This is a genomic window from Pseudoalteromonas sp. SG45-2 (assembly GCF_014164115.1).
GTDB classification, from domain to species: Bacteria; Pseudomonadota; Gammaproteobacteria; order Enterobacterales; family Alteromonadaceae; genus Pseudoalteromonas; species Pseudoalteromonas distincta.
This window is the reverse complement of the sequence record NZ_JACJEO010000019.1, coordinates 11,914-38,586: the sequence shown is the minus strand read 5'-3', so window position 1 is coordinate 38,586 and position 26,673 is coordinate 11,914. Positions and strand designations below refer to the sequence as shown.

At 39.3% G+C, this 26,673-nt stretch carries 23 protein-coding genes; 5 read left to right on the top strand and 18 right to left on the bottom strand.

What is annotated here, in order from left to right; genetic code table 11:
• Positions 1-20: 20 nt before the first annotated feature.
• From mdoH to H5116_RS14285, 14 genes are all read right to left on the bottom strand, one after another.
• Positions 21-1,982 (bottom strand): glucans biosynthesis glucosyltransferase MdoH, encoded by a 1,962-nt coding sequence (mdoH, locus tag H5116_RS14350; protein ID WP_182716480.1) that lies wholly within the window; start codon positions 1,980-1,982, stop codon positions 21-23.
• Complete coding sequence (locus tag H5116_RS14345) at positions 1,954-3,573, bottom strand: glucan biosynthesis protein (RefSeq protein ID WP_182693856.1); 1,620 nt, start codon at positions 3,571-3,573, stop codon at positions 1,954-1,956. The genes mdoH and H5116_RS14345 overlap by 29 nt, the downstream gene beginning before the upstream one ends.
• Before the next feature lie 330 nt (positions 3,574-3,903).
• A complete protein-coding gene (locus H5116_RS14340) occupies positions 3,904-6,636 on the bottom strand; it encodes an ExeM/NucH family extracellular endonuclease (RefSeq protein ID WP_182716479.1) in 2,733 nt (910 codons plus the stop codon).
• A gap of 127 nt (positions 6,637-6,763) precedes the next feature.
• Entirely contained in the window at positions 6,764-7,774 is a 1,011-nt protein-coding gene (gene hemB / locus H5116_RS14335; RefSeq protein ID WP_024597079.1) for a porphobilinogen synthase, read from the bottom strand.
• Between the two features lie 12 nt (positions 7,775-7,786).
• Entirely contained in the window at positions 7,787-9,640 is a 1,854-nt protein-coding gene (locus tag H5116_RS14330) for a diguanylate cyclase (protein WP_182716478.1), read from the bottom strand.
• Entirely contained in the window at positions 9,640-10,425 is a 786-nt protein-coding gene (locus H5116_RS14325) for a TatD family hydrolase (protein WP_154903832.1), read from the bottom strand. Before H5116_RS14325 ends, H5116_RS14330 begins: the two co-directional genes overlap by 1 nt.
• Positions 10,425-10,940 (bottom strand): hypothetical protein, encoded by a 516-nt coding sequence (locus H5116_RS14320; RefSeq protein WP_138489908.1) that lies wholly within the window; start codon positions 10,938-10,940, stop codon positions 10,425-10,427. The genes H5116_RS14325 and H5116_RS14320 overlap by 1 nt, the downstream gene beginning before the upstream one ends.
• 1 nt (position 10,941) lies before the next feature.
• Positions 10,942-11,682 (bottom strand): twin-arginine translocase subunit TatC, encoded by a 741-nt coding sequence (tatC, locus tag H5116_RS14315; RefSeq protein ID WP_004334958.1) that lies wholly within the window; start codon positions 11,680-11,682, stop codon positions 10,942-10,944.
• A 48-nt stretch (positions 11,683-11,730) separates the two neighbouring features.
• Positions 11,731-12,063, bottom strand: coding sequence for a Sec-independent protein translocase protein TatB (tatB, locus tag H5116_RS14310; protein ID WP_024597077.1), 333 nt, complete (start codon positions 12,061-12,063; stop codon positions 11,731-11,733).
• A 5-nt stretch (positions 12,064-12,068) separates the two neighbouring features.
• A complete protein-coding gene (tatA, locus tag H5116_RS14305) occupies positions 12,069-12,317 on the bottom strand; it encodes a Sec-independent protein translocase subunit TatA (RefSeq protein WP_004334954.1) in 249 nt (82 codons plus the stop codon).
• 80 nt (positions 12,318-12,397) lie between these two features.
• A complete protein-coding gene (ubiB, locus tag H5116_RS14300) occupies positions 12,398-13,999 on the bottom strand; it encodes a ubiquinone biosynthesis regulatory protein kinase UbiB (protein ID WP_165744800.1) in 1,602 nt (533 codons plus the stop codon).
• Between the two features lie 9 nt (positions 14,000-14,008).
• On the bottom strand, positions 14,009-14,692 hold the full coding sequence (locus H5116_RS14295) for an SCP2 domain-containing protein (RefSeq protein WP_182716477.1): 684 nt from the start codon (positions 14,690-14,692) through the stop codon (positions 14,009-14,011).
• 11 nt (positions 14,693-14,703) lie between these two features.
• Positions 14,704-15,459 (bottom strand): bifunctional demethylmenaquinone methyltransferase/2-methoxy-6-polyprenyl-1,4-benzoquinol methylase UbiE, encoded by a 756-nt coding sequence (ubiE, locus tag H5116_RS14290; RefSeq protein WP_024597074.1) that lies wholly within the window; start codon positions 15,457-15,459, stop codon positions 14,704-14,706.
• An 83-nt stretch (positions 15,460-15,542) separates the two neighbouring features.
• Positions 15,543-16,529, bottom strand: coding sequence for a GGDEF domain-containing protein (locus H5116_RS14285; RefSeq protein ID WP_004334947.1), 987 nt, complete (start codon positions 16,527-16,529; stop codon positions 15,543-15,545).
• 334 nt (positions 16,530-16,863) lie between these two features.
• Between H5116_RS14285 and H5116_RS14280 the strand changes: the two genes are divergently transcribed.
• Positions 16,864-18,642: a DUF885 family protein gene (locus tag H5116_RS14280; protein ID WP_182716476.1), complete on the top strand. Its 1,779-nt coding sequence runs from the start codon at positions 16,864-16,866 to the stop codon at positions 18,640-18,642.
• A gap of 175 nt (positions 18,643-18,817) precedes the next feature.
• Positions 18,818-20,299 carry an FMN-binding glutamate synthase family protein gene (locus tag H5116_RS14275; protein WP_024597071.1) on the top strand — a complete coding sequence of 494 codons (1,482 nt, stop codon included), beginning with the start codon at positions 18,818-18,820 and terminating at the stop codon, positions 20,297-20,299.
• A gap of 46 nt (positions 20,300-20,345) precedes the next feature.
• Here the strand turns inward: H5116_RS14275 and mtnK are convergent, their stop codons facing one another.
• A complete protein-coding gene (gene mtnK / locus H5116_RS14270) occupies positions 20,346-21,563 on the bottom strand; it encodes an S-methyl-5-thioribose kinase (RefSeq protein WP_182716475.1) in 1,218 nt (405 codons plus the stop codon).
• 129 nt (positions 21,564-21,692) lie between these two features.
• On the opposite strand from mtnK, the gene mtnA reads away from it, so the two are divergent.
• A complete protein-coding gene (gene mtnA / locus H5116_RS14265) occupies positions 21,693-22,718 on the top strand; it encodes an S-methyl-5-thioribose-1-phosphate isomerase (protein WP_182716474.1) in 1,026 nt (341 codons plus the stop codon).
• 63 nt (positions 22,719-22,781) lie between these two features.
• On the opposite strand, the gene H5116_RS14260 is transcribed toward mtnA, so the two are convergent.
• Genes H5116_RS14260 through H5116_RS14250 form a run of 3 tightly spaced genes read right to left on the bottom strand, consistent with a single transcriptional unit; the run spans position 22,782 to position 24,633 of the window.
• The gene (locus H5116_RS14260) at positions 22,782-23,324 is read right to left on the bottom strand and encodes an acireductone dioxygenase (RefSeq protein WP_182716473.1); all 543 of its coding nucleotides are present in this window, start codon (positions 23,322-23,324) and stop codon (positions 22,782-22,784) included.
• Positions 23,321-24,007 carry an acireductone synthase gene (mtnC, locus tag H5116_RS14255; protein ID WP_182694156.1) on the bottom strand — a complete coding sequence of 229 codons (687 nt, stop codon included), beginning with the start codon at positions 24,005-24,007 and terminating at the stop codon, positions 23,321-23,323. Before mtnC ends, H5116_RS14260 begins: the two co-directional genes overlap by 4 nt.
• Positions 24,004-24,633: a methylthioribulose 1-phosphate dehydratase gene (locus H5116_RS14250; RefSeq protein WP_024597067.1), complete on the bottom strand. Its 630-nt coding sequence runs from the start codon at positions 24,631-24,633 to the stop codon at positions 24,004-24,006. The genes mtnC and H5116_RS14250 overlap by 4 nt, the downstream gene beginning before the upstream one ends.
• 108 nt (positions 24,634-24,741) lie before the next feature.
• Here H5116_RS14250 and H5116_RS14245 point away from each other — a divergent pair, with 108 nt between their 5' ends.
• Both H5116_RS14245 and H5116_RS14240 read left to right on the top strand, forming a co-directional pair.
• Positions 24,742-25,884, top strand: coding sequence for a methionine aminotransferase (locus H5116_RS14245; RefSeq protein WP_182672410.1), 1,143 nt, complete (start codon positions 24,742-24,744; stop codon positions 25,882-25,884).
• Complete coding sequence (locus tag H5116_RS14240; protein ID WP_182716472.1) at positions 25,872-26,645, top strand: amidohydrolase; 774 nt, start codon at positions 25,872-25,874, stop codon at positions 26,643-26,645. Before H5116_RS14245 ends, H5116_RS14240 begins: the two co-directional genes overlap by 13 nt.
• Positions 26,646-26,673: the final 28 nt, after the last annotated feature.

Sequence of the window (26,673 nt, the reverse complement as noted above, 5' to 3'; positions counted from 1 at the left end):
TGTTTTTATTTTATAACGCGCTAATTAAACTTTTTTATAGCCTTAGCTTTTAGCGCTCTCATCTTTAGCCTGCGTGGCTTTTTAAAAGATTGTATAGGCATTGATACCATATGCTCTTGTGGCAGTGCCGGAATTGTTTGTGGGTAAGTTCCTTCCTCTGGCACGGAAATCTCTTTTAGATGTACTTTAAGCGCCTCTAGAGTTGAGTCGTTATCAACTTCACTAGGGCAAATAAATATACCTAACTTTCTTAGTTGTACGCCGAGTTTGATACTACTGGTATAACGGATAATTGGAGCACCTAATACTAAGCCTAATAATATAGGTGATAGCCACCAAAAGAAGACAGGTGTGAAGTAGTAGGCTGTGCTACCCCATGCTATAGCCACAATAGTAGAGAATAACGTATAACCAAACGCTTCTTTCCACGGAACCATACGACCTTCGCGCGGTTGTGCATCCCACTTCACTTTTTTACCTAAAAATACGCAAAGTACAAAGTAAGCATGAAATACCATCATTAATGGTGCAACAATAATAGCAAATACAGTTTCAATAATTGAACCTAGGATTAACTTAATTGAACCACCAAAGCGTTTGTTTCTATGTATTAGGGTGACTATTACGCCCATTAATTTAGGCATTAATAAAATAACAATAGTTAAATACAAGAGTGAATCAATAAGATCGGTTTTAGCTATTTGCCATGTAGGAAATAATTGATAAACACGGTTAAAGTACACATCACTATTTAATGCGCGCGTTACTGCATCAATAGTACTTAGCGCTAGCATTGAGAGCCAAATTAGTGATGAAATATAAGCGGTTGCACCTAATAGAAAGTGCAGCTTACTCATTAATTTTAATTTAGATGACGATAGTAAACCTAAGTGCTGAATATTACCCTGTACCCAGCGTCTATCGCGTACAGCATAATCGAGAATATTACTTGGTACTTCTTCGTAGCTACCTTCAATATCTGATAGTAATAGTACGTCCCAACCTGCACTATGAAGTAGTGATGCTTCTACAAAGTCATGACTTAAAATCTCACCGCCAAAAGGTGCGTTACCTTTGAGTGTTGGCAAGCCACAGCACGTTATAAATGCTTCAACTCTAATGATTGCATTATGACCCCAGTAGTTGGCTTTATCTGTTTGCCAAAATGCTGAGCCAGTAGCGAGCATTGGGCTATATAGCACTGATGCAAACTGTAAAAAACGACCAAAAAAGGTATCTTGACGAACAGGTATTGGAATCGTTTGGATCAGGCCTGCTTGTGGGTTGTTTAGCATGCTTGTAGTAAGTTCTAACATACATTTACCGGTCATTACGCTATCTGCATCAAGCACAATCATATGGTCGTAATTACTTCCCCAGCGCTCACAAAAGTCGGTTAGGTTACCTACTTTGCGGTGTTTGTTATCTTCGCGACGACGATAAAAAACATGCTTTGCTGTATCCCCTAAACGTTCGCACAATGCATGCCATGCACTTAGCTCGTTTTTAACTATTTGAGGGTCTTGTGTATCGCTTAATAAATAAAAATCAAAATTATCAAGCTGACCAGTTTCTTTTAACGATTGTAGACTTACTTCAAAGCCCGCGATAACACGGTGGGTATCTTCGTTATAAATAGGCATTACAACGGCGGTTTTCTGAGCGTTAATTGCCTCGTTATTGAACTCAATTGGTTTAATACGTTTTAACGTAAGCGGGTCAATTCGAAACAACTGTAGTACAAAGCCGATTGTGCCACTACAAAAGGCCGTTACAATCCAAGCAAATGTGATTGAGAATAATACTAAAAGAGCATACTCAAGTAGTGTCATACCGTTTGAGCTTAAAATCTCAAACATAATAGATATGCCGTAGCCAGATGTGCCAAGTGCCGCAATGGCAAATAACCATACTCTTAGTGTTTTGAATGGCATTGGAGTGCCCCTACCTTTATTACTTGATGTCATTTGGGTACCAAACATAGCTCCATACCTCGCTAATTTCTTTGTCACGTAGTTTTAACGATAAACGCATATCAACGGGTTGATCGTCCTGTGGTGCAATTTTAAAGGCTACACGCCATCCACGTGAATCCGGAAGTTTTTGTACATTCACGTCGGTTACTTCGCCTGTTGTAAGTTGAATGTCGGCATCTAGTTTTAACTGTTTAGACAGTTGATTTATTTCTGATCCAGTAAAATCAACAGTAAATTGGCGGTGGCTTTTTGGTGGTGGGTTGTCCTCACCAGGTAAAGCGGCGCTACCAATTCTTGTACGTAGTACACGTGCTTTCTCGTGCTGAGTTAAAACTGAATTAAAGGTCGTCATTTTGTAGCTTAATTTTAATGAATCTCCGGCCTTCATTGGTTTTTCTGGTACCCAGTAACTTACGATATTGTCGTTAGTTTCTGTATCAGTCGGTATTTCTACAAGCTCTACACGACCATTTCCCCACTCACCTTGTGGTTCAATCCATAGGCTAGGGCGGTCGTGGTAATGTGCTTCTGTGTCTAGATAGTTATTAAAGTCACGGTCTCGTTGAGCTAACCCAAAACCTTTTGGGTTATTGTACGAAAATGAAGTAACGCTGAGTTGTGATGGGTTGTTAAGAGGGCGCCATACCCACTTGTCATCAGCAGATTGAGTTAATAGGCCATCCGAGTCATGAACTTCAGGGCGATAGTCATCAAAAAATTTGGTGCTGTTTTCGCCGTGATAAAACATACTCGTTAATGGTGCCACACCTAGTTTTTTAATATCTTTACGCGCAAAAATCTGCATATCAACATCAACTAGCATGTTAGTTGTAGGGTCGACGCTAAATTTGTACGCACCAGAAATAGATGGACTATCCAACAATGCAAAAATGGTGATTTGTGTTTGCTCTGCCTTTGGTTTAACTAACCAAAACTCTTTGAACATTGGAAATTCTTCACCCGAATTCTCAGCAGTATCAATGGCAAGGCCTCTTGCTGATAAGCCATAAACTTGTTGAGGGCCAACGACTCTAAAATACGATGCTCCCTGAAATACCATTACTTCGTCTTTATACTCGTTAGTATTTAATGGGTAATGTAAGCGAAATCCAGCATGGCCTAGTTGAGTGCCCGCCACACTTTTAGCTATTTCTTCTTGTAGTGGTGCAGCAGTGCCATCGTATTGGTAAAAGTCGGTGCTGAAAGGTAAGCGGCTACGTTTAGAGTCGCTATCAACAGTATTTATTGTTACAGGTGTTTTATATAAAAAACCAGGGTGGAATAATTGCAGCTCGTACAGGCCTTCATCTTTCCACACCGCTTTGTCTTTTTTAAATCGAATTGAACGGTAGTCTTGATAATCAATATTATTTAGTGCTTCAAGCTCGATGTTTTTAGGTGCCACATATTCTTCGCTTGCTAACTTTTTAGCGCGAGCGCTAATTACATCAAATAAGCTACTTTGTGGAATTGCTACATCAACAGTTGCAGCAATCGCTTGGTTGCTATTGCCCCAAGTCGAAAAAATAATAAGTAGACCCAGTAGTGGTGCTGACTTTTTTTGCCATTTAGGCAAGTTTTGGGTTAGTTGTTTCATTCTCATTCCTTTATAAAAACACGACTTATTTTTACGTTTAGGGTAAATATTGATTTTGTTTTGTAAGTATCTTCTAATTTACTTAAAGCAAAATGTGAACCCTTATAAAAGTTCATATTTTTCAATAGGAAAACCAATATACGTAACTCATTGAGGTTTTTGCTGTGTAAAATTCACTCAACCTTATGTAGTTGTTACTGATTAATTACTAGAAGACTCACTAATCGTATGAACATATTACGGGGAGTTTAATGAAGCTTGTCTGAATTACATTTGTATAAAATAAAAAAGCCGCAAAAGCGGCTTTTTATATGTTTAGATTTTACTTAATTATTTCTTTTTAAATCGACGCACTATTGATAGTGGTGCTAAAAGAAGTGATAACCATAATAATGAACCTGCATCATTATCATCATCTGAGCGTAAGTTATTTACCTTAACGGCTACTTTTTCAATGTTTGATAAGTTACCAGCACTATCTTGAGCTTGTACTGTTAAAGTAATACGATTTTCGAATTCGTAATCAATCTCTCCAGCAACAATTAACTGCCCCTCATTGTTAATAGAAACGCTGTCATTATCAGATGTAATAAATTTAACAACAGGTGATTCATCGGCATTTGGATCACTAAAATCGAGCGTGCCGATAATTGTGCCAATTGCGCTGTTTTCATCGATTGCAAAAACTTGATCGGCTGCAATTACAGGTGTTTGCTCTTCAGGCGTTAAAGTAATTTCAGATTTAATGTCAATAATTACAGGGTCATGGTCTGATGCGCGGTATGCACTTTCAGAGTACAAGCTAGATTGTTGACCTTCGCTTTTAAACTCTACATTGTAATCAAGTGAAATAGGTTCATCTGCGTTGATATGCCAATCTGTTGCAGCGACAACTTTGCTAAGTAATGATTGTGTAGCTACTGCATGGTCTAAACTTCCTGCACGACCAGAAAAGCTATAAGAATAACCAAGTGTATCACCATCAATTTCAGCAACTACATTTTTGTAGCCTTTATCAGCAAATGCACGTATTGGATCTTCCATTGCGTAAGCATTCATATCGCCGACTAAAATAGTATCTTCGTCATCAACACCGGTTGGTTTGCTATCAAGCCAATCTGCGAATGCATTAGCACCTTGCGTGCGTATTTCATTCCAACAGCCTTGGCCATCACCTAAATCTGCATTATTTCCAGAAGCACTACCACAGCTTTTAGATTTAAGATGTGACACAGCAACAGTAAATACTTCATCAGTTTCTATTGATTTAAAGCTTTGTGCAATTGGAGCACGGTTACTAAAATCAAATGGAGCCTCAGTTGTAATGGCAGCAGTGCCTACTTCTTCTACTTTGTTAGCACGATAGATAAGTGCGGTAGTAATTGCATCGGTACCAATTTGATCTACGTTAAAATCAACAAATGCATAGTTGTTAGCACTATCTGCATCATTTAATGCATCTACTAAGCTAGCAATTGCACTAAATTCGCCAAAGCCATCATTCTCAATTTCCATTAAACCAACAACATCGGCCTCAATAGCGCTAATAGCACTTACAATTTTAGCTTCTTGACGAATAAATTCAGCTTCAGTATCTGCACCTCGAGATGTAGGGAACCCTCCGCCTTGGCCATCACCATTGAAGTAATTAAGTACGTTAAAGCTAGCTACACGTAAATCTGCTTCAGCATTAAGTTCAGGCGCATCTTCACGTGCATTTGTTGCAATAAACGAAGGCGCTAAAGTTGGGTGAATTCGGTAAAGACCGAAGCTATAAGCAAGTGCCCCTGTAACAGTATTAACAGTATCGCCAGTTCGTAATGTATTTTCTGCCGATAAGCCTGGAGTTGGATAAGCTGTAGGGTCTAAGTTTTGTACTGTAGAGCCATCATCTATTAAAATCTTTTTAAGTAGATTTTCAGTTTCAACTGCATTAGCAGCATCGCCAGGTAACGCAACCTGAGTACCTTGGTACAAGCGCTCTGTTGCTAATTCAACTTCACCATATCGACCAAGACCAAAGTTATTAGTCACTACTAATGGTTGCTCTAATGTGACTAACATACCTTCAAAAGCTTCTAAATCAGTTGTATTAGCTAAAGGTAAAGTGATTTTTGTAGCTGCTGCAGCTAAACCAGTGCCACACACCGCAACTTGGCTAACACTGCCAATTTGTGTTGCATCAAAATATTCTTCAACAGTACCTTGTACACGTACATGGTCGCCTACATTCACGTCAGTATCTGCAAAATATACAAATACACCTTCAGAGGTAAGTGGATTTGCATCTATATCAGCAGCCAGTGAGTTAACAAAAAAGCCTTTTAATTGTTCATCACCTTGAAAATCGGCGCTTACAACACCTTCAAGTTCTACTAATGTACCTACAAGTGGGCTAGCAGAGCCGTCACCTTGAATAGCATTTATTAGTGTTTTTTCTGCACCACAAACTAGTGGTTCAAGTGGTTCTGGCTCAGGGTCTGGCACAGGAGCGGTACCGCCGTTTCCTGTGTGTGAACCTAATCCATCAAAGGTGTCAATATCAAACTGTTCCCATTCTTCGCTAGGATCAAAAATGGCTGTCGAGTCAGTTCGGCCTGTGGTAATGCTATCTTTTCTTCGCAGCGTTTTGTTAACCGTAGTTACACCCCCTTCAGACCACTCTGAACCCGGATCAACACCAACTTGACCAAAACTATCAACAATTACACCGTCTTTAGTTAAAACAAGGGCATCATCACCGTTATAGTAGGTTACTGTGCTGGTTTCATCTGCAATATCAAGTATTGCAGCTGCTGCACTGGGGTTTGAAATAATGTAGGTGGTATTGGCGGCCAATGTTCCGGTTAAATCAATCGAGTTGCCAATCGAACTGCTACCATTTGAATAGAGTCCTAAAGTATAACCTTCAAGAGAAAGCTCCGTATCAGCATTATTATAAAGCTCGATTGCTTTATTATTACTGCTTCCCTCTATATATTCTGAAATGATTAGATCAGCGGATGCTGGTGCACTGAGACTTGCTATAACAAGTGCGAGTGGTGTTATTTTTGTTTTAAACATTTTTTTATTATTCCCGTGTATTAATCCCAAAATGGGACACCAGTTTAGAGAATAAATATGACGAAAATAATACAAAAATGTAAATGAATGTAAACAAAAGGCGGTTTAACCGCCTTTTAATAAAAAATTACTTTTTAGCTAGATATTTTGCGGCTTGCTTAGCAAAGTAGGTTAATATTCCATCGGCTCCTGCACGCTTAAATGCAAGTAAAGATTCCATTATTGTAGCCTCTTCACTTAACCAACCGTTATCAATTGCTGCTTTGTGCATTGCATACTCGCCACTTACCTGATATGCGAAAGTAGGTACACCAAATTCGTCTTTAACACGCCGTACAATATCTAAATAAGGCATACCGGGCTTTACCATAACCATATCAGCGCCTTCTTGTAAGTCTAATGCGACTTCACGTATTGCTTCATCAGAGTTTGCTGGATCCATTTGGTAAGTTTTTTTATCAGCACCTTTTAAGTTACCAGCAGAGCCTACAGCATCTCTAAATGGGCCATAGTAGCTAGATGCGTATTTAGCTGAGTAGGCCATAATTCGAGTATGAATAAACCCATCAGCTTCAAGTGCTTCGCGAATAGCGCCAATACGACCATCCATCATATCAGAAGGGGCAACAACATCAGCACCAGCTTCTGCATGGGAAAGTGCTTGTTTAACTAAAATTTCAGTAGTGACATCATTAATAACATAACCTGAATCATCAATAATACCGTCTTGGCCATGCGTAGTGAAAGGGTCAAGTGCTACATCAGTAATCACACCCAACTCAGGAAAAGCTTCTTTTAACGCTCTTACGGTGCGTTGTGCTAAGCCATCATCGTTATATGCTTCTTCGGCAAATAATGATTTTTTATCCGCAGGCGTTACTGGAAAAATAGCAACGGCAGGTACGCCAAGTTCAACGAGTTCTTTTGCTTCAACAAGCAGTAAATCAATTGATAGGCGCTCAATACCAGGCATTGATTCAATTACCTCGCGGCGATTTTTACCATCAAGTACAAATACAGGGTAAATTAAATCATTTACGCTAAGCTGGTTTTCAGCCATTAAGCGGCGAGAAAAGTCGCTGCGGCGCATTCTGCGCATGCGAGTATATGGGAAAAGGTCTAATCCTGATTGGGCCATGTTAATATGCTCCTACTGTGGTAATGGAAAAGTAATTACTTGATTACGGCCATGCTGCTTTGCGTAATAAAGTGCTTTGTCGGCGCACTCAGTAAAAATTTGAGGGTTGCTAACATCATCAGCAATACTGGTGTATACACCAGCGCTAATAGTAAATTGAATATCATTATTGGCAACCGTTACTGTACTTACTGAGATATCAGCTCGTATTTTTTCAGCTATGTCTTGTGCGCCTTCACTAGGGGTATTAGGTAATAGCACAACAAATTCTTCACCGCCATAACGGGCAACTTCATCGAGTGGTCGTTTTAAATGGTCTTTCATAAGGTCAGACACTGCTTTAATAACTTGATCGCCAATGATATGGCCGTACGTGTCGTTGATATTTTTAAATCGATCTATATCAAGCATAACAATGCTAAGCGGCGTTTGTTCTCGACGAGAGCGACGAAGCTCCATTACCAGTTTTTTATCAAAAAAGCGTCTGTTTTTTATTCCAGTCAATGCGTCTTCAGTATTTAGTAACTCAAGTGAGCGGTTTTTTTCTTCAAGCTCTCTAAGCGTCACTTGTAATTCAAAGGTGCGCTCGTCCACCTGAGATTCAAGTTCTTGGCGAGTTTTTTCTTGTAATTTTAAGCGCTCTTTAAGTAGTGTATCTTGTGCTGTGTTTTCAGCAATCAAGGTTTGTTGAGCAATCACTTCTTCATCGCGTTGTAAAATAAATAACTTCATTACGCTGTAGCATAAGCAAAAAGTGCAACCAAAAAAGCATGCAAATACAAATGCGAGCGTACTTCTGTCAAAGGCGTATAGGCCCATTACTGCAACAGTAAAATAAAGCATTACCACCAAGAAAAAAACCAATACAAGTAATAGTGCTTTGTTTGGTTTAGAGGGCGTTAAACGCACGCACATAAACGTAGTTACAATATAAAAGCCTAAAACGATTGGAGTAGTGATTAAACAAAATAATGTAACTATGTTGTTTGGAAGTAGCCAAATAAATAATAACGAAATGGCTAAAGCGTTAACTACAACTTTTTGAATAGTTAGCAGAAGAGAGGGCCTGGGATGGCAAACTTGCTTCTGCAAAGGCAAAAACAATAAAGTGATAAGCATAAGTAATATAGGGGTCATAACTTGCTGTAATGCAGGCAAATTAGGATGAACGTACCTTAAGCCAAAACCACAAAGGTAGGCTAATACACTACCTAATGTGAGAGATATAACCCCAGCATAAACAAAATAACCTTTACGTGAAAAACCATATAAAACTATGCAACTCACACCCAAAGAAAATATAAAACCAATCAATAAGCCATAGAGTAAATTGATTTTTCCTTTGTGTGCCAAATAAGCTTCTGGTTGCCACAGTGTTAAAGGGACTCGCAAGCCTGAACTATTCGCCACTTTCATTATAATAAGCGTTTCGCTATTTGCAGGGCTGAGCAGTTTAACTAATAAAGATTCACTTTTAATTGTGCGCTTATATAAGGGGTAGGCATCACCAATTTGAGTATAAGAAAGTAATTGCGAGTTATGTAATTGATATACTTGAGCGTCGTTTAGCAAAGGGTTGTTTAGTGACAATATTTGCTCAGTATTATAACTAAGTGTGTTTTTTATTTTAAATTTTATCCATACAGGACGCTGCTCTAGTCCTAAATTAAGGGGTTTTGCTGTGTTTTTTTGCCACTGTATATGGCTACTTTGTTGTGCACTTAATAGCGACGTTGGTTCAAAAGAGTAATACAGGTTATTAATGTTTTGAGAGTTAAAATCGTGTTTTATTATTACTGGGTTTGCGAAACAGCAAAAAGTGCAAAGGAATACTAATAGGCTTAAAAGTGCCTTTGCATAGGCCATTAACGATCTTCTAAACCAAAAACACGGTGAAAGTTTTCTGTAGTTTTACGGGCCACAACTTCTTCATCTATTTGATAAAGTTGTGCAACCGTTTGACAGATATAAGGAAGCAGGGCAGGTTCATTTTTACGTGATTTAGGTTTTGGTTTAACTGTTCGTGGAATTAAAAATGGTGCATCAGTTTCTATTAATAATCGATCTAGAGGAATGCTAGGCACTAGCTGTTGTAAATCTTTTCCACGCCTTTCATCACATACCCAACCCGTTATACCAATATATAGACCTAAATCTAAATATTGCTTTAGAGCTGCTGAGTTACCCGTAAAGCAGTGGAGTACACCGCGAATACTAAACTCTTTTAAAATACTTAGCATGTCGTCACTTGCATCACGTTCATGCAAGTAAACAGGTAAATCTAATTTCTCTGCAAGTGCTAATTGGCGCCTAAAAACACTACGCTGTACATCGCGAGGCGAAAAGTCGCGGTTATAATCAAGGCCACATTCACCAATAGCAATAACATGCTTATTATTTGCAAGTACAGTTAGTTGTGCTTCTAGTTCATTAGTGGCTGATTTTGCATCATGTGGGTGGATACCCGCCGTAGAATATTGAAGATGCTTTGTTGCAAGTTCAAGTGATTGCTGACTGCTTGCAATATCACAACCAATAATAAGCATATTTGTAACACCCGCCTCATTGGCACGGGTAATTACATCGTGATGCTGCTCATCAAATTGATGATTAGTTAAGTTAACTCCAGCATCAATTAATGTATATGACATTACTTAGTACGTTTAACGCGAATAGAGCGGTTTTCACCGTCAATTTTAAGTAAAAATGAGTTAAAAACACCACGGCTAATTACAATCGTATCGTTCTTTTTCAAGCGCATGCTGTCAGAGCCAATTTGACGCCATTGTTGACCGTTATCTAGCGAAATAATTAACTCGCCGTAAGCAGCTTCTTCAACTGAAGCAACCATCGCTTTAATTTCAGCGTCTTTTTCTGTCTGTGATTTTTTGTACTCTAACCCAAACTCATCAGCTGTTTTTTTCACTTCTGTTGGTGTTGTGGCTACTGCCTGAGGTACATTATTAGCTGTTGGTGGTGTGAGCGTTTTTGTTACTGATGGCTTAACCAGTGACTTACCCGCGATGGTATTATCGTAACAAAGTAAGCGGTTAAAATCGTTTTCAATAAAGCTACATGCTTGTAACGCTTGAGTATTAAACTCTGTTTGCGCAGCAAAAGTCGGTGCGCTTAATAAAACCAATAGTGAGAGTAGTTGTTTTTTCATTTTATTCCTCAGATTCTTTTTGTGGTTTAGCGGTATAAAACTTTGCTAAAATTAGACCTAGTTCAAACAGAAGAAGCATCGGAAATGCTAGCAATGTTTGTGATAATACATCAGGCGGTGTTAAAAACATCGCGACTACAAAAACACCCACGACGATATAAGGGCGCTTTTCTTTTAAGCTTTTTGTTGTTGTTGCGCCACTCCAGCATAGCAACATAATAGCCACTGGAATTTCGAAAGCGACGCCAAATGCAAAAAACAACTTTAATACAAATCCTAGATAACTACTTATGTCAGGTGCAAGGGTCATCATTTCGGGACCGGTACTTGTAAAAAATCCTAAAATAATTGGCAGGACTACAAAGTAACAAAAGGCTATACCGCCATAAAATAATATTATACTTGAGGCGAGAATAGGCATGAGCATTTTCTTTTCGTGCTGATATAAACCCGGCGCTATAAACCCCCAAACTTGATGCAATATCCATGGAATCGACGCAAATAAAGCGACAAATAAAGTAAGTTTGAAAGGTGCAAAAAAGGGAGCTGTTACATCGGTTGCAATCATGGTTGCCGTACTTGGCAAATGCGAGACTAACGGCTGTGCAACAAAAGCATAAATATCATTTGCAAAATATACTATGGCAATAAAAATAACAAAAATGCTTAGTAGCGCTTTTATTAGCCGATCACGCAACTCAATTAAATGAGCTACAAACCCTGATTTTACTTCCTCAGCCATTATTTTTTATACCATGTAGTAAGTTGACCACAAAGTGAGAAATAAATTTCACTTTTTCTCATCAAGTTGTTGGTTATTTGATGTATCAGATTGTTGTTTCTTGTAGCTGTGAGTAACTGATTCAGCCGCTTTTTGTAGCTCTGTTAGTGAGCTTTGTAACTCAGGGCTTAAATCTTTTAATTCTTGCTGTTCTGCTTTTTTAAGGTTTTCGTGCAGCTCATGGATGCGAAGCTCTTCACTTACTTCGGCTTTTACTGAGTTGGCAAGTGATTTAGCGGTTTTAACCCATTTACTCACTGTTCTAATTGCAACAGGTAAGCGCTCAGGGCCGAGCACCACTAAACCAACAATAAAAATAACAACAAGTTCCCACATGCCCATACTAATTAAACCTTATTGTTATCTTTGTTTTTTTCAGTATCGGTTGAGTTGTCAGCAGTGTTTTTTTCTGATTGTTGAATTTGCTCGGATTTCTCTTTCTCGCTCATTTGATCATCTGACATTGCTTTTTTGAAGCCCTTTACAGCGCCCCCAATATCGCCACCCATACCGCGTAGTTTTTTTGTGCCAAAAAGTAAAACTATGATCGCTAAAACAATTAATAATTGCCAAATACTAATACCACCAAAACCCATGGTTTTCTCCAATATATAAAACGGTTAAATGTTTATTTTAAATACTAATTATACGCTCACTAGCGCAAATAGCACCCAGTTTATGCGCTGCGCCATGCCGCTATAAAGCTAATAGCCGATAAGCTTATTGCAAGACTTGCAGCTATTAAATCGTGCTGTAAATAACAAAGTGTTGCCATAATCATTGTAGCACTACCAAATAAACTCAATATTAAAGGTTTATGAGATACCTTTTGTTCTTGCGGTTGAATGTGTGGTGCACGCTTTAAATTTTGGTAAATTAGATCCGGTAACTCGGGCATTTTTTCAGCCCAAAATGGCAAGTTAGCATACATTTGCTTCAGTACTGATAGCGGTCCAACTTGTTGCTTTACCCAGTCTTCTAAAAAGGGCTTAGCTGTTTTCCATAAGTCGAGTTGTGGGTATAGCTGACGCCCCAATCCTTCAACGTATAATAAAGTTTTTTGTAGTAATACTAATTGCGGCTGTACCTGCATGTTAAAACGACGTGCAGTATTAAATAGATTTACGAGTACGTGCCCAAATGAAATTTCAGCCAAAGGTTTATTAAATATAGGCTCGCAAACTGTGCGAATCGCAAATTCAAATTCTTCAATGCTAGTATCTGGTGGTACCCAACCAGAATCAACGTGTAGTTGTGCAACTTGGCGATAATCACGATTAAAAAAGGCGATAAAGTTTTCAGCTAAATAGCGTTTATCTTCTTTGCTTAACGTACCAACAATACCGCAATCAATACCGATATACATTGGGTTTTCAGGGTGCTCTCGAGAGACGAAAATATTACCCGGATGCATGTCGGCATGAAAAAAACTGTCTCTAAACACCTGCGTAAAAAACACTTCTACGCCACGCTCAGCAAGTAATTTCATATTAGTGTTTTGCGCCATAAGTGCATCGGTATCAGAGACGGGTATGCCGTAAATACGCTCCATCACCAGCACATTGCTACGGCTGTAATCACTGTAAACTGCAGGGATGTATAATGAATCAGAGCCTTCAAAATTGCGTTTTAGTTGAATGCCGTTGGCACCTTCTCGCATTAAGTCGAGCTCGTCTAGGAGTGTTTTCTTATATTCTTTAACTACTTCTACAGGACGCAGGCGTTTTGATTCGTTATGTACTTTTGCAAGTACCTTTGCGAGCTTTTCCATTAGCGCTAAATCAGCATTAATTTGCTCATAAATATTGGGTCTAATAACCTTAATTACGACATCTTGCTCAATACTCTGCTCATCAATAAGTTTTGCTGTATGTACTTGCGCTATAGATGCAGAGGCCAGTGGAGTTTGTGAAAACTCACTAAATAATTCACTTATATCGTTAATTTCGAGCGCTTTTTCTATTATTTTTTGTGCAAGTTCGCCTTCAAATGGTTGAACTTGATCTTGCAAAAACGCAAGCTCTAAAGCGATATCATGAGGGAGTAAATCACGACGAGTAGAGAGCATTTGACCAAATTTGATCCAAACAGGACCCAGCTCTTGCAATGCTAAACGTAAACGTAGCCCCGCCGGTTTTTCTTTGTGCTGATTACGCAGCCAAAATAAACTGCCACGGGCTACTTTACCAAACCAAGGTACTTTATGCTTTGGAATTAGCTCGTCTAGTCCATAGCTAAGTAACGTTTTGGTGATGTTATACAAACGTGCAGTCGACACAAAAAATCCTTAGCGGGTGTTTGAAGGTAAAAAAGAATTTAAGAGGGCGTTAATGCGTTGCTCAACGGCAGCGACTTGTCCTTTGAGTTCTCTATTTTTTTGTTTAAATTGCTCAAGTTCTAATGGATGAATAGTAATTGCGAGCTCATCTTGGCATAAACTTGTAAGCATGGTACTTATTTTAGTATTGGTTTTGCTGCTCTTTTGTTTTAGTTCTTTTAAGTGCAGGTATAACTGCTGAGCGGGTGCATCGCCAATGTATTTAGAAAGCTGTTCAGGCCAATCAATATCAATACCTGAAAATGCATTGCTATAAGTTTGCGCAATATTTAAATCGCCTTGTAAGTCGAGCTTATCTTGGCGAATTAACTGGGTAAGCATTGCAGGGTTTTTGAGCGCTAAAAGTGTGTCTATATCTGCGCTGATCATACAATCTGCGTTTTCATTGCTTTGAGCGCTGTACAAGTGTAATTGATCAGCACTATAAACGAGTTGGATGCTTTGTTGCCAATCTCTTATTTCAACCACTAAGCGCTTATGTTTAACGGCGTTTAGCTTTTGAGATAATTGTGGGTCAAGGCTAAGCGCTTGATTTAGTACACGCTCAATAAGCGAAAGTACAAAATTAGGTAACATAAAAAACTCAGATGACATTGCACCATTATTGCTTTTGGTTATTTTTTCAAGCGCCATAACTGCTAGCCTTAATATTTAAAACCACGATGCAGTGCAACAATTCCGCCTGTGAGGTTTTGGTATGTTGTTTGTTCAAAGCCCGCATCTTCCATCATCGCTTTTAATGTGTCTTGATCTGGATGCATACGAATAGACTCAGCTAAATACTTGTACGATTCACTGTCGTTAGCAACTAGCTTACCCATTGTTGGCAATAAATTAAATGAGTAAAAATCGTAAGCTTTACTAAGTACGTCATGCTCTGGTTTTGAAAACTCTAAAACAAGTAATCTGCCACCTGGCTTTAAAATACGGTACATAGAGCGTAATGCTTTGTCTTTATCGGTAACGTTACGTAAGCCAAAGGCAATAGTGATCACATCAAAGCTATTATCTGGAAATGGCAGCATTTCAGCATTCATTTGTACGTAGTCAATATTGCCTACTAAGCCAAGATTGTGTAGTTTTTCACGACCAACCTTAAGCATAGATGAATTTATATCGCCCAAAACAACTTGACCGGTCTCGCCAACTAGTTGACTAAATTTTGCCGTTAAGTCGCCAGTGCCGCCGGCTAAATCGAGTACATGATGGCCTTTACGAACACCTGAGCTTGCAATAGTTTGACGTTTCCATAAACGATGCACACCAAAAGACATTAAATCATTCATTACATCGTATTTTGCAGCTACTGAGTGAAATACATCAGCAACCATAGAAGCTTTATCGCCCTCGGCTACTGTTTTATAACCAAAATGCGTGGTCTTTTGTTCGGTTTCGTTCATGACTAATCTCTATCGTGACAATAGAGGTTAGTGTACTTTATTGTACGCAGTAGGTGCAATTTGAATATGATTTATCAGGTAATTTATTGCCCTGCAGTGTAGCTACTTTGCCCTAATGACCGCGCTTTAAAAGCCGCATGAGACGCTTTTTTAGCTAACTGGTTAAAATCATCTTCTTGTAGATGTTGAGCAATTCCTAGAGATAAGCCAATACTAGGTAACTTAATCCCTGTTTTTGAACTAACAAAGCGAAGCTTTTCGACTCCATTTCGGACTTTTTCAGCTATAACATTGGCTGTTTCTGGGTCTATATCGGCGAGTAAAACAGTAAATTGATCTTTAGCTGTGCGGCCAGGCAAGCCACTTTGAAAAACATATTTTTGGACTTGTTTAGCTACTTTATTCAAAATAACTTCACCAATTATATCACCGTAATTTTCAGTAAAGTGATCAAGGTTATCTATTTGAATCGCAATGGCGCAAATAGACTTTTTTTGATTAGTCCATACTTGAGTTTGTTGCGTTAAATAATGGCGTTTATAAAGCCCTGTTTGGCTATCAATAATATGTTGTTTACGAAGTTGATTTAGCTGCTTTTTTGTTTTTTCGTGTAGTTGTTTGGCTTTACTTAGTTCTTGCTTAAATTGCTTGTGTTGATTTAGTAATTCGGCGGTTTGATTATGAAGTACTTCAAGCGCTTGACGGCTTTGTTCTATGTTGTTCTCATCTAGTGAATGTACGCATTCGCTCACCTGACCCGCAAAGCGAATTATCTGTTTTTCAGTAGCTTGAGAGTTTTGAGAAAGTGAACTTATAACACCATCAACATTTTGAATCATGTTGACTTGCTCTGTGTGACCGGTATTTAAAAATTCAGCATGGAGCTGTTCAATTAAAACACTGTCTATATTATCTTCAACCGCAATAGCGCGGTCTAAGGCTTTGTTCAGCTCAAGGTTAGTTTGGCTAGTATAGGTATAAACAACTTGATAATTGAGCGGCGTAGGAGAAAGTGCATAGCGCTCTAAAAACACACACACTTTAGTCATCTTCTCTTGTGCAATAGCCATGGAATCATGGAACATCATTTTAAATACCAACTAAGTACGCATAAGTGCAAATTTTAAAATATCTCATTCCATGAGGCGGTTATGCGTCCGAGCTTTTTATTATTTTTTTATACAGTAATCATTATCCGCGCTATTTAAAAGCAAAAACGATAGTTAGGGAACTTAAATTTTACTTTAGCAGCCCAATCGCTGTTTTTCTCATCAATTCGGCTGGTTTTTACTTCTGTTAACGTATGTAGCATTATTTCAATATGCTAGTTTGTCTCATTTACTTGCTATTTCTTTAGCCTACGATAGTTTTATGCAATCTATTGCATCATCAAGTTAAATAATAATGAATCTTTTTTTACCAAAAACGCTTCGCCAAACGCTTCTTGGCATAACTGCTTTATGTTCGTTAAGTGCATGTCAAATAACCACACCCAATGCGGATGAGCAGTTTACTCAAGTAGCACAATCTATTGTTCAATATAGAGAAAGTATAAATCCTTATAGCAGTTCAAAAGGGGTTGATGGCTATTTACTTGCCAATTTATCGCTAGAATTTTTAGCAAAGCAGTACAAAAGTAATACTCAATTATTAGCAGACTTAGATGCCGTAGATGCAACTAAGCTTAGTGACGAAAATCAAATTAACTTAAGTATTATTCGTGCTCAGGTGCAAAATAGCGTTGACGAATATGTGTTTAATGCGCATTACATGCCGCTTACATCTGAGTATGGTTTTCACTCCGGTCTGTCGTACATCGTTAACAGTTCTCAATATAAAAAAGAGCAAGATTTAGAGACATACCTTGCACGTTTAGCACAAATCCCCCGCTTTTTTGGGCAAAATATATATTGGATGAAAAAAGGGCTCGAAACAGGTCTCACCCAACCAAAAGCAGTGTTAGAAGGATACGAAGACTCCATAAGTACTTATATTGTTGATGATGTAACTCAATCAGAATTTTATAAACCGTTTTTAGCTAACACTGCCAGTTTAAGTGAGAGTGACTTTTATGCACTTCAACAGCGAGCTAAAGTTGTTTTAAAAAATAAAGTAATACCAGCATATAAAAGCTACTTAACGTTTTTTACTGAGCAATACCAACCGGGCGCCCGCACAAGTATTGGTATTTCAGAAACCCCTAATGGCAAAGCTTTTTATAAAAACCGTGCTAAGCATTACACTACTACCGACATGACACCAAAAGAGATCCACGAGCTAGGCTTAAAAGAAGTTGCTCGCATTCGAGGTGAAATGGAAGCTGTAATAAAAGAAGTTGGTTTTAAAGGCTCATTTGCTGAGTTTATTCACTTTTTACGTACCGACCCACAGTTTTACGCAACAACACCTGAGCAACTTTTAAAAGAAGCATCTTACATTGCTAAAAAAATGGATGCACAGCTGCCTAAGTTATTTCATACCTTACCGCGTAAACCTTATGGCGTGGCACCGGTACCCGCAAGTATTGCCCCTAAATACACAACAGGTCGGTATTCTGGCTCTAATCGAGATGATGAAGCTGGATACTACTGGGTAAATACTTACGCTTTAGATAAGCGCCCTCTGTATGTTTTAGAAGCATTAACGTTGCACGAAGCAGTGCCAGGTCATCATTTACAAATATCACTTAATGCAGAGCTTGAAAATTTGCCGAGCTATCGTCGTGATGCTTACCTTTCGGCATTTGGCGAAGGTTGGGGGCTTTACTCTGAATATTTAGGTTTAGAGGCAGGCTTTTATCAAGACCCATATAGCCGTTTTGGTCGCTTAACTTATGAAATGTGGCGAGCAGCACGTTTGGTTGTTGATACAGGGATGCACATGTATGGCTGGAGCCGCGAGCGAGCTATGAACTTTATGAGCGAGAACACCGCGCTTTCGCTGCATAATGTTAAAACAGAAACTGACCGTTATATATCTTGGCCAGCTCAGGCACTGTCATACAAAATTGGTGAGTTAACTATTAAACGTTTACGTGTTGAAGCAGAGCAAGCGCTTGGACCAAATTTTGATATTCGCGAATTTCACCATCAGGTTCTTCGCCATGGTTCAGTGCCCTTGTCAGTATTAGAAACACAGGTACGTTTATATATAAAAAATGAGTTAACTAAGCTGCAAAATTAGCTTTGTAGGGCTTATAAACCTTGAACAAACAAAGGTGTTGTGTCATTTTGACCGCAACACCTTTTTTATACCACAGACCTAGTAATGTAGTTTATTTTAGCGACTCCAATCGTCAAAATATTCACATACTACGCAATAGGTATTATCTAAAAATATAGCCATCAAGGGGCCTTAGATGAGCAATTTCATTATGTTTAGTATTGACGTATTTGCGAGTATTTTTATTATCGCACTTGGGTTAATTGTGCTTACTGTTATTATTTTTTACTTTCGCGATATAACACAAACAAAACATGCTATTAGGCGTAACTACCCAGTAATTGGCCGCTTTCGATATTTTTTTGAACGCCAAGGTGAATTTTTCAGACAATACTTTTTTGCTCTCGATCGAGAAGAAATGCCATTTAACCGCGCTGAGCGCAGTTGGGTTTACCGCGCAGCAAAAGATGTCGATCGCACCGCTGCATTTGGTTCAACACAAAGCTTAGAAGTGACGGGTACGGTTATGTTTATGAACTGTGCTTTTCCTACTTTAGATGAAGAAGCACTCGACCCGAGTAATGTTACTTTAGGTCCGTATTGTAAAACACCTTACACCACTAATTCGTTATTTAATGTGTCGGGCATGAGCTTTGGTGCGCTTTCAAAGCCTGCTGTGCGCGCTTTATCAAAAGGTGCTAAATTAGCGGGTTGCTGGATGAACACAGGTGAAGGGGGCTTAAGCCCTTACCACCTTGAAGGTGGCGCCGATTTGGTATTTCAAATTGGTACAGCTAAATATGGTGCCCGAGACGAGCATGGAAACTTAAGCACCGAAAAACTTAAAGAAATAGCAGCTCACGAACAAGTCAAAATGTTCGAGCTAAAAATGAGCCAAGGTGCAAAACCAGGTAAAGGCGGTATGTTACCAGGGCGCAAAGTTAACGCCGAAATAGCTAAAATTAGGGGTATTCCAGAAGGGCAAGATTCGATTAGCCCAAATGGACACCCTGAAATAAAAAACCCAGCCGATATTCTCGATATGATTGCCACTGTGCGTAATACCACAGGAAAACCAACAGGCTTTAAAGCCGTTATTGGTGATTACACCTGGTTAGAAACGTTATTTGCAGAAATTAATCATCGTGGCATTGAGTCGGCACCCGATTTTATAACAATTGATAGTGCTGATGGTGGTACGGGGGCTGCACCGCAGCCGCTTATGGATTCGGTGGGTTTACCTCTTCGCGAAAGCTTGCCGCTTGTAGTTAATATGCTTGAAAAGCACGGGCTTCGAGATCGCGTGAAAATTATTGCATCGGGTAAATTAATCGTTCCTTCAAAGGTTGCATGGGCATTGGCGCTCGGTGCTGATTTTGTTGTATCGGCTCGTGGTCATATGTTTGCACTGGGCTGTATTCAGGCAATGCAATGTAATAAAGATACCTGTCCAACCGGGATCACTACGCATAACGAGCGTTTGCAACGCGGCTTAAATGTAGCTGATAAAGCGCAACGAGTAGCTAACTATAATAAATATATTCATTACGGAGCCGGTTTAATTGCTCACTCATGCGGTGTAACAAGTGCACGTGAGTTGGCTCGTAAGCATGTACGTATAGTGCAAGAAAGTGGGCTTTCAGAGCCGCTTGATAAAATTTATGAAAACTACAAGTAAGCTTTAACTAACTAGAAGGCGCTTATAGCGCCTTTTTTAATGCTTGTTAGTTTAATTGGCTTATTAATAAACTAAAGAATGCTTCTTTGTTGTTGCATGTTTGTGCATTTAAAATAAGTTGCTCGCCTAGTGCTAATGTTTGTTTTTGCACTGTAAGGCGCGCATTGTCATCACTAATACTATCTATATCGCTTACGTGCGCAAGCCCAATAGTGCGCCTAATTAACTCAGCACCACAGTAACCAACAGCATCTTGCAATACGTTTTTCATAAAGTATTGCGCATAGCTTACTGGCGCTAGTGATTCATCTGTTGTTTTAGTGCGTATTAATTCAAGCCATTGCTGCTCAAATAAACTATAGGTGTCTACGATACAGCTAAGTAAATGTGTTTGGTAATTACGACGTGCTACAAAGTCATCAATATGCCCTGCTTGTGCGCAGTAATTCAATAGCAAATTACCAATAAAAGAGCCAATATCGAACCCAATAGGCCCAAAAAAGCCAAACTCTGGGTCAATCATCTTTGTATTATTACAATCAACAAAAATGCTACCGCTGTGCATATCACCATGAAGTAATGTTTGCGGGTTAGATAAAAAATTAGCTTTTAGTTTTGCTATTTCTAACTTCAATGCGTTGTTTTTTTGTATTGCGTCAACTTCGTTTTGTAGTTGCTTTGGGTAGTTATTGCGTTCGTGCTCAATGTACGGATCGCTAAAAAATAAGTCTTCAGTGATTTGGCAAAGCTCAGGATTAGTAAATTGGCTAACGAGTGCTTTTTTAGTTTGCGCGGTTAAGTAAAAATCTGAATTATAAAAGCCGGTGTGGCTTAAGTAGGTCGCTACGTGCTGCGCTAATTTAGGGAATTGCTCTGCATTATTTTGTGCAGTACGCAATATTTGTAAATTACCTAAATCTTCTAAAATAGTCAGCGCTTGCATTTCACTATAATGTAAAACATTAGCAGTATAAGTAGGGCAAATAGCACCATGGTTAAGTAAAACTTGTGCTTCTATACGGGCTCTATCAAGCGTTAATGGCCACGACTCACCCACGCAACGCGCGTAAGGCAGAGCTTGCTTTAAAATAACACTATTGTTTTGCTCATCAGTAATTCTAAATACTAAATTAAGATTGCCATCACCAAACTCATATGCCGATAAGGTTTGTCCGGAATCAAAAAAATTACATTGTTTAGATTCAATTAATGTCGATACGTAATCGATAGCGCGCTGTGCATTAAAAGCAACATAGTTAGTCATGGTTTAAATCTCAAAAATCAGCTTTTAAGCATTCTATACTTTTAAATGTTTAGATGTCTACAAGTCTAACTTGAGAGTTATTCAAAGTGGTGTAAAATAACGTTACGCATTTTTAATACCTTAAGCATTATGCAAAACTTAATCGCAAGCAGTTTAAAATATGAAAACGGGTCGCTTAGTGTGCTCGACCAATATTTACTACCTCACCAGCAGGTATGGCATCAGTGCCATGATGTAGAAACCATGAAAGAGCTGATCATTAACTTAAAAGTGCGTGGAGCCCCACTTATTGGTTTAGGCGCGAGCTTGTTAGTGGCGTATTTAGCTGAGCAAGGGGTAGTGAAAAGTGAGCTTGAAAAAGCAATCAATGAACTAGAAGCCACTCGTCCAACGGCGGTTAATTTAATGCATTGTATGGCGGCATTGCGAAAAGCTTTAACGCAAAGCGATTATGTTGCCGGTATTGTTAGTACTGCTGAGCGGTTGTTTATTGAAGATATTGAGCTGTGTGAACGAATGGCAAATCGTGGTGCCGAGCTTATAAATAGTGGCGACAACATATTAACTCATTGTAATACAGGGGCGCTTGCAACCGCTGGTATTGGTACTGCACTGGGTGTTATTTACAAAGCGCAGCAAAAACATGGCAACGTACATGTGTGGGTTGATGAAACACGACCATTATTACAAGGCGGCCGCTTAACGGCCTTTGAGCTTGAGCGCTGGGAAATACCGTACACATTAATTTGCGATAATATGGCGGCAAGTTTAATGGCTGCAGGTAAGGTGGATAAAATAGTAGTAGGCGCTGATCGTATTGCTGCCAATGGTGATTTTGCTAATAAAGTGGGCACCTATAATTTAGCCGTACTTGCGTATTTTCATAACATTCCATTTTATGTAGTTGCGCCTATTACCACGCTTGATACCAACACCGCGTGTGGTAATGATATAGAAATAGAGCAACGTAATCCTCAAGAAGTGCGCGGAGTTAGCGGTAGCTTTGGTGAGGCTTTATGGGCACCCACCAATGCTAATGTATATAACCCTGCATTTGATATAACGCCGGCAAAACTGGTCACAGGGTGGGTGTTAGATACAGGTGTGTATAACCAAAGTCAGGTAGAAAATGGCGATCTCATAAAGCTTAAGTAACTTCGCAATATTTTTGGTCCACGTTATGTTTATTAGTGTGGACCAAGGTTTTGAATGAATAACTTACGATAATAGCGGAAATTGCTCTGCAATAGACGAGTCAGTGCTTTTTGCTACCCAGCCCTCTTTATTGTTAAATAAGCGAATGGCGGTAAACTCAGGATCGCTTCCCATATCAAACCAATGCGGGGTAAGTTCAGGCACTGAAATTAAATCGCCTTGTTGGCAAAGTACCTGGTAAACCTTATTGCCTAAATGCAGGCAAAATAGCCCTTGGCCTTTTACAAAAAAACGCACTTCGTCTTCACTATGAGTATGTTCAAATAAAAACTTTTTGCGCAGCTCTGATGCGCCAAGACTACCTTTAGCTAGAGATATAACGTCTACTGTTTGATAGCCATTTTCGGTTTTTAACCGATCTATATCGTTTTTGTACGCACTAATAATTTGCTCGTGGGTGGTGTGCTCATTAATATTTGCATTTGCTTGCCATTGTTCAAAACGTACGTTTACTTTAGCTAGTTGCTTTGTAATATCATCAGCATTTGATGTGCTTACAAGTGCTTTGCTTGCATCGTTGTCAGCATATATTGTTAATTGACTCATACTAATTGCTCCAATTTAAATTGGCTAAAGTCATTAATATAAGGGTGTGCTTTAGTGCTTGCTTGCCCATCACGAATTAAATGTAGTGTTTTTAAGCCTGCAGCTTGCGCGGCATCAAGCTCGCCGGCTACATCACTTAAAAAGAGTATTTCTGCTGCTTTAAACGGTAACAGCTCAACAATGGTGTTATAGGCTATTTGCTCTTGTTTTGCGCCAACTTTGGTGTCAAAAAAGTCAGTAAACAAGCTGCGAATGTCACCATAATCACTGTATTTAAAAAGTAGCTGCTGCGCTTTTACTGACCCTGACGAGTACACATATAAAGCTATATCGTTGTTGTACTGAGCTTGTAAAAAATCAAATGCATCTGGGTATAAATGACCCTTAAAATCACCGTGTTCATACCCTGTTTGCCAAATTAAGCCTTGTAACTGCTTAAGTGGAGTGATTTTTTTATCTTCATCAATCCAGGTAAGTAAAGTGCTAATGACCTCTTCAATATCGGCGTTTGGTTTTTCGATAAGGGCTTTTACGGCACTAATTTGCTCAGCTACATCTGGCTTATTAGCATTGGCACGTACAAAGGTAGGTAACTGTTTTGCTGCGTAAGGAAACAACACCTCTTTAACAAACGAGATACGGGTTATTGTGCCTTCGATGTCGGTTAAAATGGCTTTAATCATTTAGTTACTCCCGCTTGAATACCTATTATTTTTAGGCGCTCTAGTTCGCAGCGAAATAAAAACTCTAAGGCTTCTAGGTGGCGACGAACTTCATCAATATTACGTCCTACTGCATATAAACCATGACCACGTATCAGTACGCCATGCTCTATAGGCGTGTGTAAATGATGGTCACTGACCAGTAGGCTTAATCGGTCAATATCTTGATCGTTATCGAAAATAGGAATGCTCAGCGTTTCTAAATGCGAAGTAAAGCCGCTCAGTGCTTTTTGCATTTCATAGCCTGTTAAATCAAGCTGATGCCCTTGGGTAATTTGCGACAGTACGGTAGCGGCTACAGAGTGAGTATGCAAAACACACTGCGCATCAGGTATAAGCTGATACAAACTTAGATGTAATTGTGTTTCTGCCGATGGTTTTACAGCTCCTGCTAGGCGCTCGCCTTGATGATCTAATTGCAAAAAATGCTCTTGCGTCAGTGAGCCTTTATCGTGCCCACTAGCTGTAACAACAAAGCCAGTGCTAGTACGAGCTGAAAAGTTTCCGCCTGTTGCGGGTACCCAGCCTTTTTGGCTAACCCATTTTCCGGCTTCAATAAGTTGTGAAATAGCGGTATTGTTTTGCATACATTCCTCACTAATGAGCGTAAAGTTAATTGTTTTTAGACGGCTATACTTCTGTTTTAAGCAATGATAGCATCGCTTTAAGCGCAAAACCATCATTAAGGGCATCACGTGTTTGAAAGTAAATTACCAAATTTAGGCGTTAGTATATTTAGCCAAATGAGCGGGTTGGCTAATGAGTTTTCGGCAATTAATCTCTCTCAAGGCTTTCCTGAGTTTGATGCTCCTGATCTTTTAAAAACGCAGTTAAATTATTATGTGCAGCAGGGCGTTAATCAATATTCACCTTCAAGTGGTGTACCACGATTACAGCAACAAATTGCTGATTTAGCAAAGCGCAAATATGCAGCTGATATAAACGCAGCTGATCAAGTGACTGTTACCTCGGGTGCAACAGAGGCATTGTTTGTGGCTATTCAAACAATTGTACGCCCAAATGATGAAGTGATTGTATTTGACCCTGCATATGACTCTTACCAACCGGCAATTGAACTCGCTGGTGGAAAGTCGGTACACATTGCTTTAAGTGCGCCAAATTACACTATTGATTGGCAAGTAGTAAGCCAAGCTATTACTAAAAATACCCGTGCAATTATTATTAATACGCCTCATAACCCAAGCGGTAAAATATTACAGCCACAAGATATAAAAGCGCTTAAAGAGTTAGTTGGTACTCACAATTTGTATGTAATAAGCGATGAGGTATATGAGCACATTACGTTTGATGAACAACCGCATTTAAGCGTATTACGCGATGATGAATTATTTGCCAAAAGCTTTGTTGTATCGAGTTTTGGTAAAACGTTTCACAGCACGGGCTGGAAAATGGGGTACTGTATTGCACCTGCCGATTTAGCTGTCGAATTTAGAAAAATTCATCAGTACGTTACGTTTTCAAGTTTTACCCCCGCACAGCATGCGCTTGCCGATATGCTCGAGCAGCAAGGTGAGCATATAGATGAGCTAAGCGGGTTTTATCAGCAAAAACGCGACTTATTAGCGAGTCATTTAAGTAACAGCCGTTTTAAAATTTTACCTAGCCAAGGCACTTACTTTTTATTGTTAGATTACAGCGATGTATCGGATTTAAACGATGTTGAATTTTGCCATTGGTTAGTTGAGCAAGCCGGTGTTGCGGCTATTCCGTTAAGTGTTTTTTATCAAAATCCACCAACCGACAAAGTAATTCGTTTATGCTTTGCTAAAAACGACAACACTCTCATAGAGGCTGCGCAAATATTATGTCAACTTTAACCATTACAGCATTGCAAAGCTCGCTTTATTGGCTTGATAAAGATGCTAATTTAGCCATGTTTAATAAGCAGCTTGAAGCAATTACGCATCAGCCCGATCTTATTTTATTGCCCGAAACATTCTCGACTGGCTTTGCCATTAATTTAGATTGTGCAGAGCCTGAAAACGGTAAAGTACTGACGTGGTTAAAGGCGCAGGCTCATAAACATGATGCGGTTATTGCGGGTTCGGTACTTGTTGCACAAGGCGATAAAAAAGCGAATCGGTTTTATTGGGTAAAACCCGATGGTGAGGTGAGTTATTACGATAAGCGCCATTTATTTCGCTTAGGCAGCGAGGGCGATTATGTTGTAGCAGGGCAAGCGCGCAAAGTTTTTGAAATCAATGGTTTTAAACTATTACCGCAAGTATGCTATGACCTGCGCTTTCCGGTATTTCAACGTAATAATAACGACTACGATGTAATGATAAACGTAGCAAATTGGCCTGCTGTACGCCGCCATATTTGGGATACGTTACTTATGGCGCGTGCAATGGAAAACCTGTGTTACGTAGTAGGTGTTAATCGCGTGGGGGAAGACGGTAATGGTGTGGCGCACAATGGCGGTACCGCAGTATACGACTTCAAAGGCGATGCGTTAACTAAAGCGCAAGATAACACTGAGCAACTAGTTACTATAACACTTGAAAAAGCGCCACTGGATGAGTTTAAAGCAGCGTTTCCTGCCTATTTAGATGCAGACTCTTTTACATTAATATAAACACGTTAATTTAGCGCAGAGCCAATAA

Coding starts and splice junctions, on each gene's coding strand:
- mdoH (WP_182716480.1), bottom strand. CDS start 1,982: ATGTTTGGTACCCAAATGACATCAAGTAATAAAGGTAGGGGCACTCCA.
- H5116_RS14345 (WP_182693856.1), bottom strand. CDS start 3,573: ATGAAACAACTAACCCAAAACTTGCCTAAATGGCAAAAAAAGTCAGCA.
- H5116_RS14340 (WP_182716479.1), bottom strand. CDS start 6,636: ATGTTTAAAACAAAAATAACACCACTCGCACTTGTTATAGCAAGTCTC.
- hemB (WP_024597079.1), bottom strand. CDS start 7,774: ATGGCCCAATCAGGATTAGACCTTTTCCCATATACTCGCATGCGCAGA.
- H5116_RS14330 (WP_182716478.1), bottom strand. CDS start 9,640: ATGGCCTATGCAAAGGCACTTTTAAGCCTATTAGTATTCCTTTGCACT.
- H5116_RS14325 (WP_154903832.1), bottom strand. CDS start 10,425: ATGTCATATACATTAATTGATGCTGGAGTTAACTTAACTAATCATCAA.
- H5116_RS14320 (WP_138489908.1), bottom strand. CDS start 10,940: ATGAAAAAACAACTACTCTCACTATTGGTTTTATTAAGCGCACCGACT.
- tatC (WP_004334958.1), bottom strand. CDS start 11,682: ATGGCTGAGGAAGTAAAATCAGGGTTTGTAGCTCATTTAATTGAGTTG.
- tatB (WP_024597077.1), bottom strand. CDS start 12,063: ATGGGCATGTGGGAACTTGTTGTTATTTTTATTGTTGGTTTAGTGGTG.
- tatA (WP_004334954.1), bottom strand. CDS start 12,317: ATGGGTTTTGGTGGTATTAGTATTTGGCAATTATTAATTGTTTTAGCG.
- H5116_RS14295 (WP_182716477.1), bottom strand. CDS start 14,692: ATGGCGCTTGAAAAAATAACCAAAAGCAATAATGGTGCAATGTCATCT.
- ubiE (WP_024597074.1), bottom strand. CDS start 15,459: ATGAACGAAACCGAACAAAAGACCACGCATTTTGGTTATAAAACAGTA.
- H5116_RS14285 (WP_004334947.1), bottom strand. CDS start 16,529: ATGGCTATTGCACAAGAGAAGATGACTAAAGTGTGTGTGTTTTTAGAG.
- H5116_RS14280 (WP_182716476.1), top strand. CDS start 16,864: ATGAATCTTTTTTTACCAAAAACGCTTCGCCAAACGCTTCTTGGCATA.
- H5116_RS14275 (WP_024597071.1), top strand. CDS start 18,818: ATGAGCAATTTCATTATGTTTAGTATTGACGTATTTGCGAGTATTTTT.
- mtnK (WP_182716475.1), bottom strand. CDS start 21,563: ATGACTAACTATGTTGCTTTTAATGCACAGCGCGCTATCGATTACGTA.
- mtnA (WP_182716474.1), top strand. CDS start 21,693: ATGCAAAACTTAATCGCAAGCAGTTTAAAATATGAAAACGGGTCGCTT.
- H5116_RS14260 (WP_182716473.1), bottom strand. CDS start 23,324: ATGAGTCAATTAACAATATATGCTGACAACGATGCAAGCAAAGCACTT.
- mtnC (WP_182694156.1), bottom strand. CDS start 24,007: ATGATTAAAGCCATTTTAACCGACATCGAAGGCACAATAACCCGTATC.
- H5116_RS14250 (WP_024597067.1), bottom strand. CDS start 24,633: ATGCAAAACAATACCGCTATTTCACAACTTATTGAAGCCGGAAAATGG.
- H5116_RS14240 (WP_182716472.1), top strand. CDS start 25,872: ATGTCAACTTTAACCATTACAGCATTGCAAAGCTCGCTTTATTGGCTT.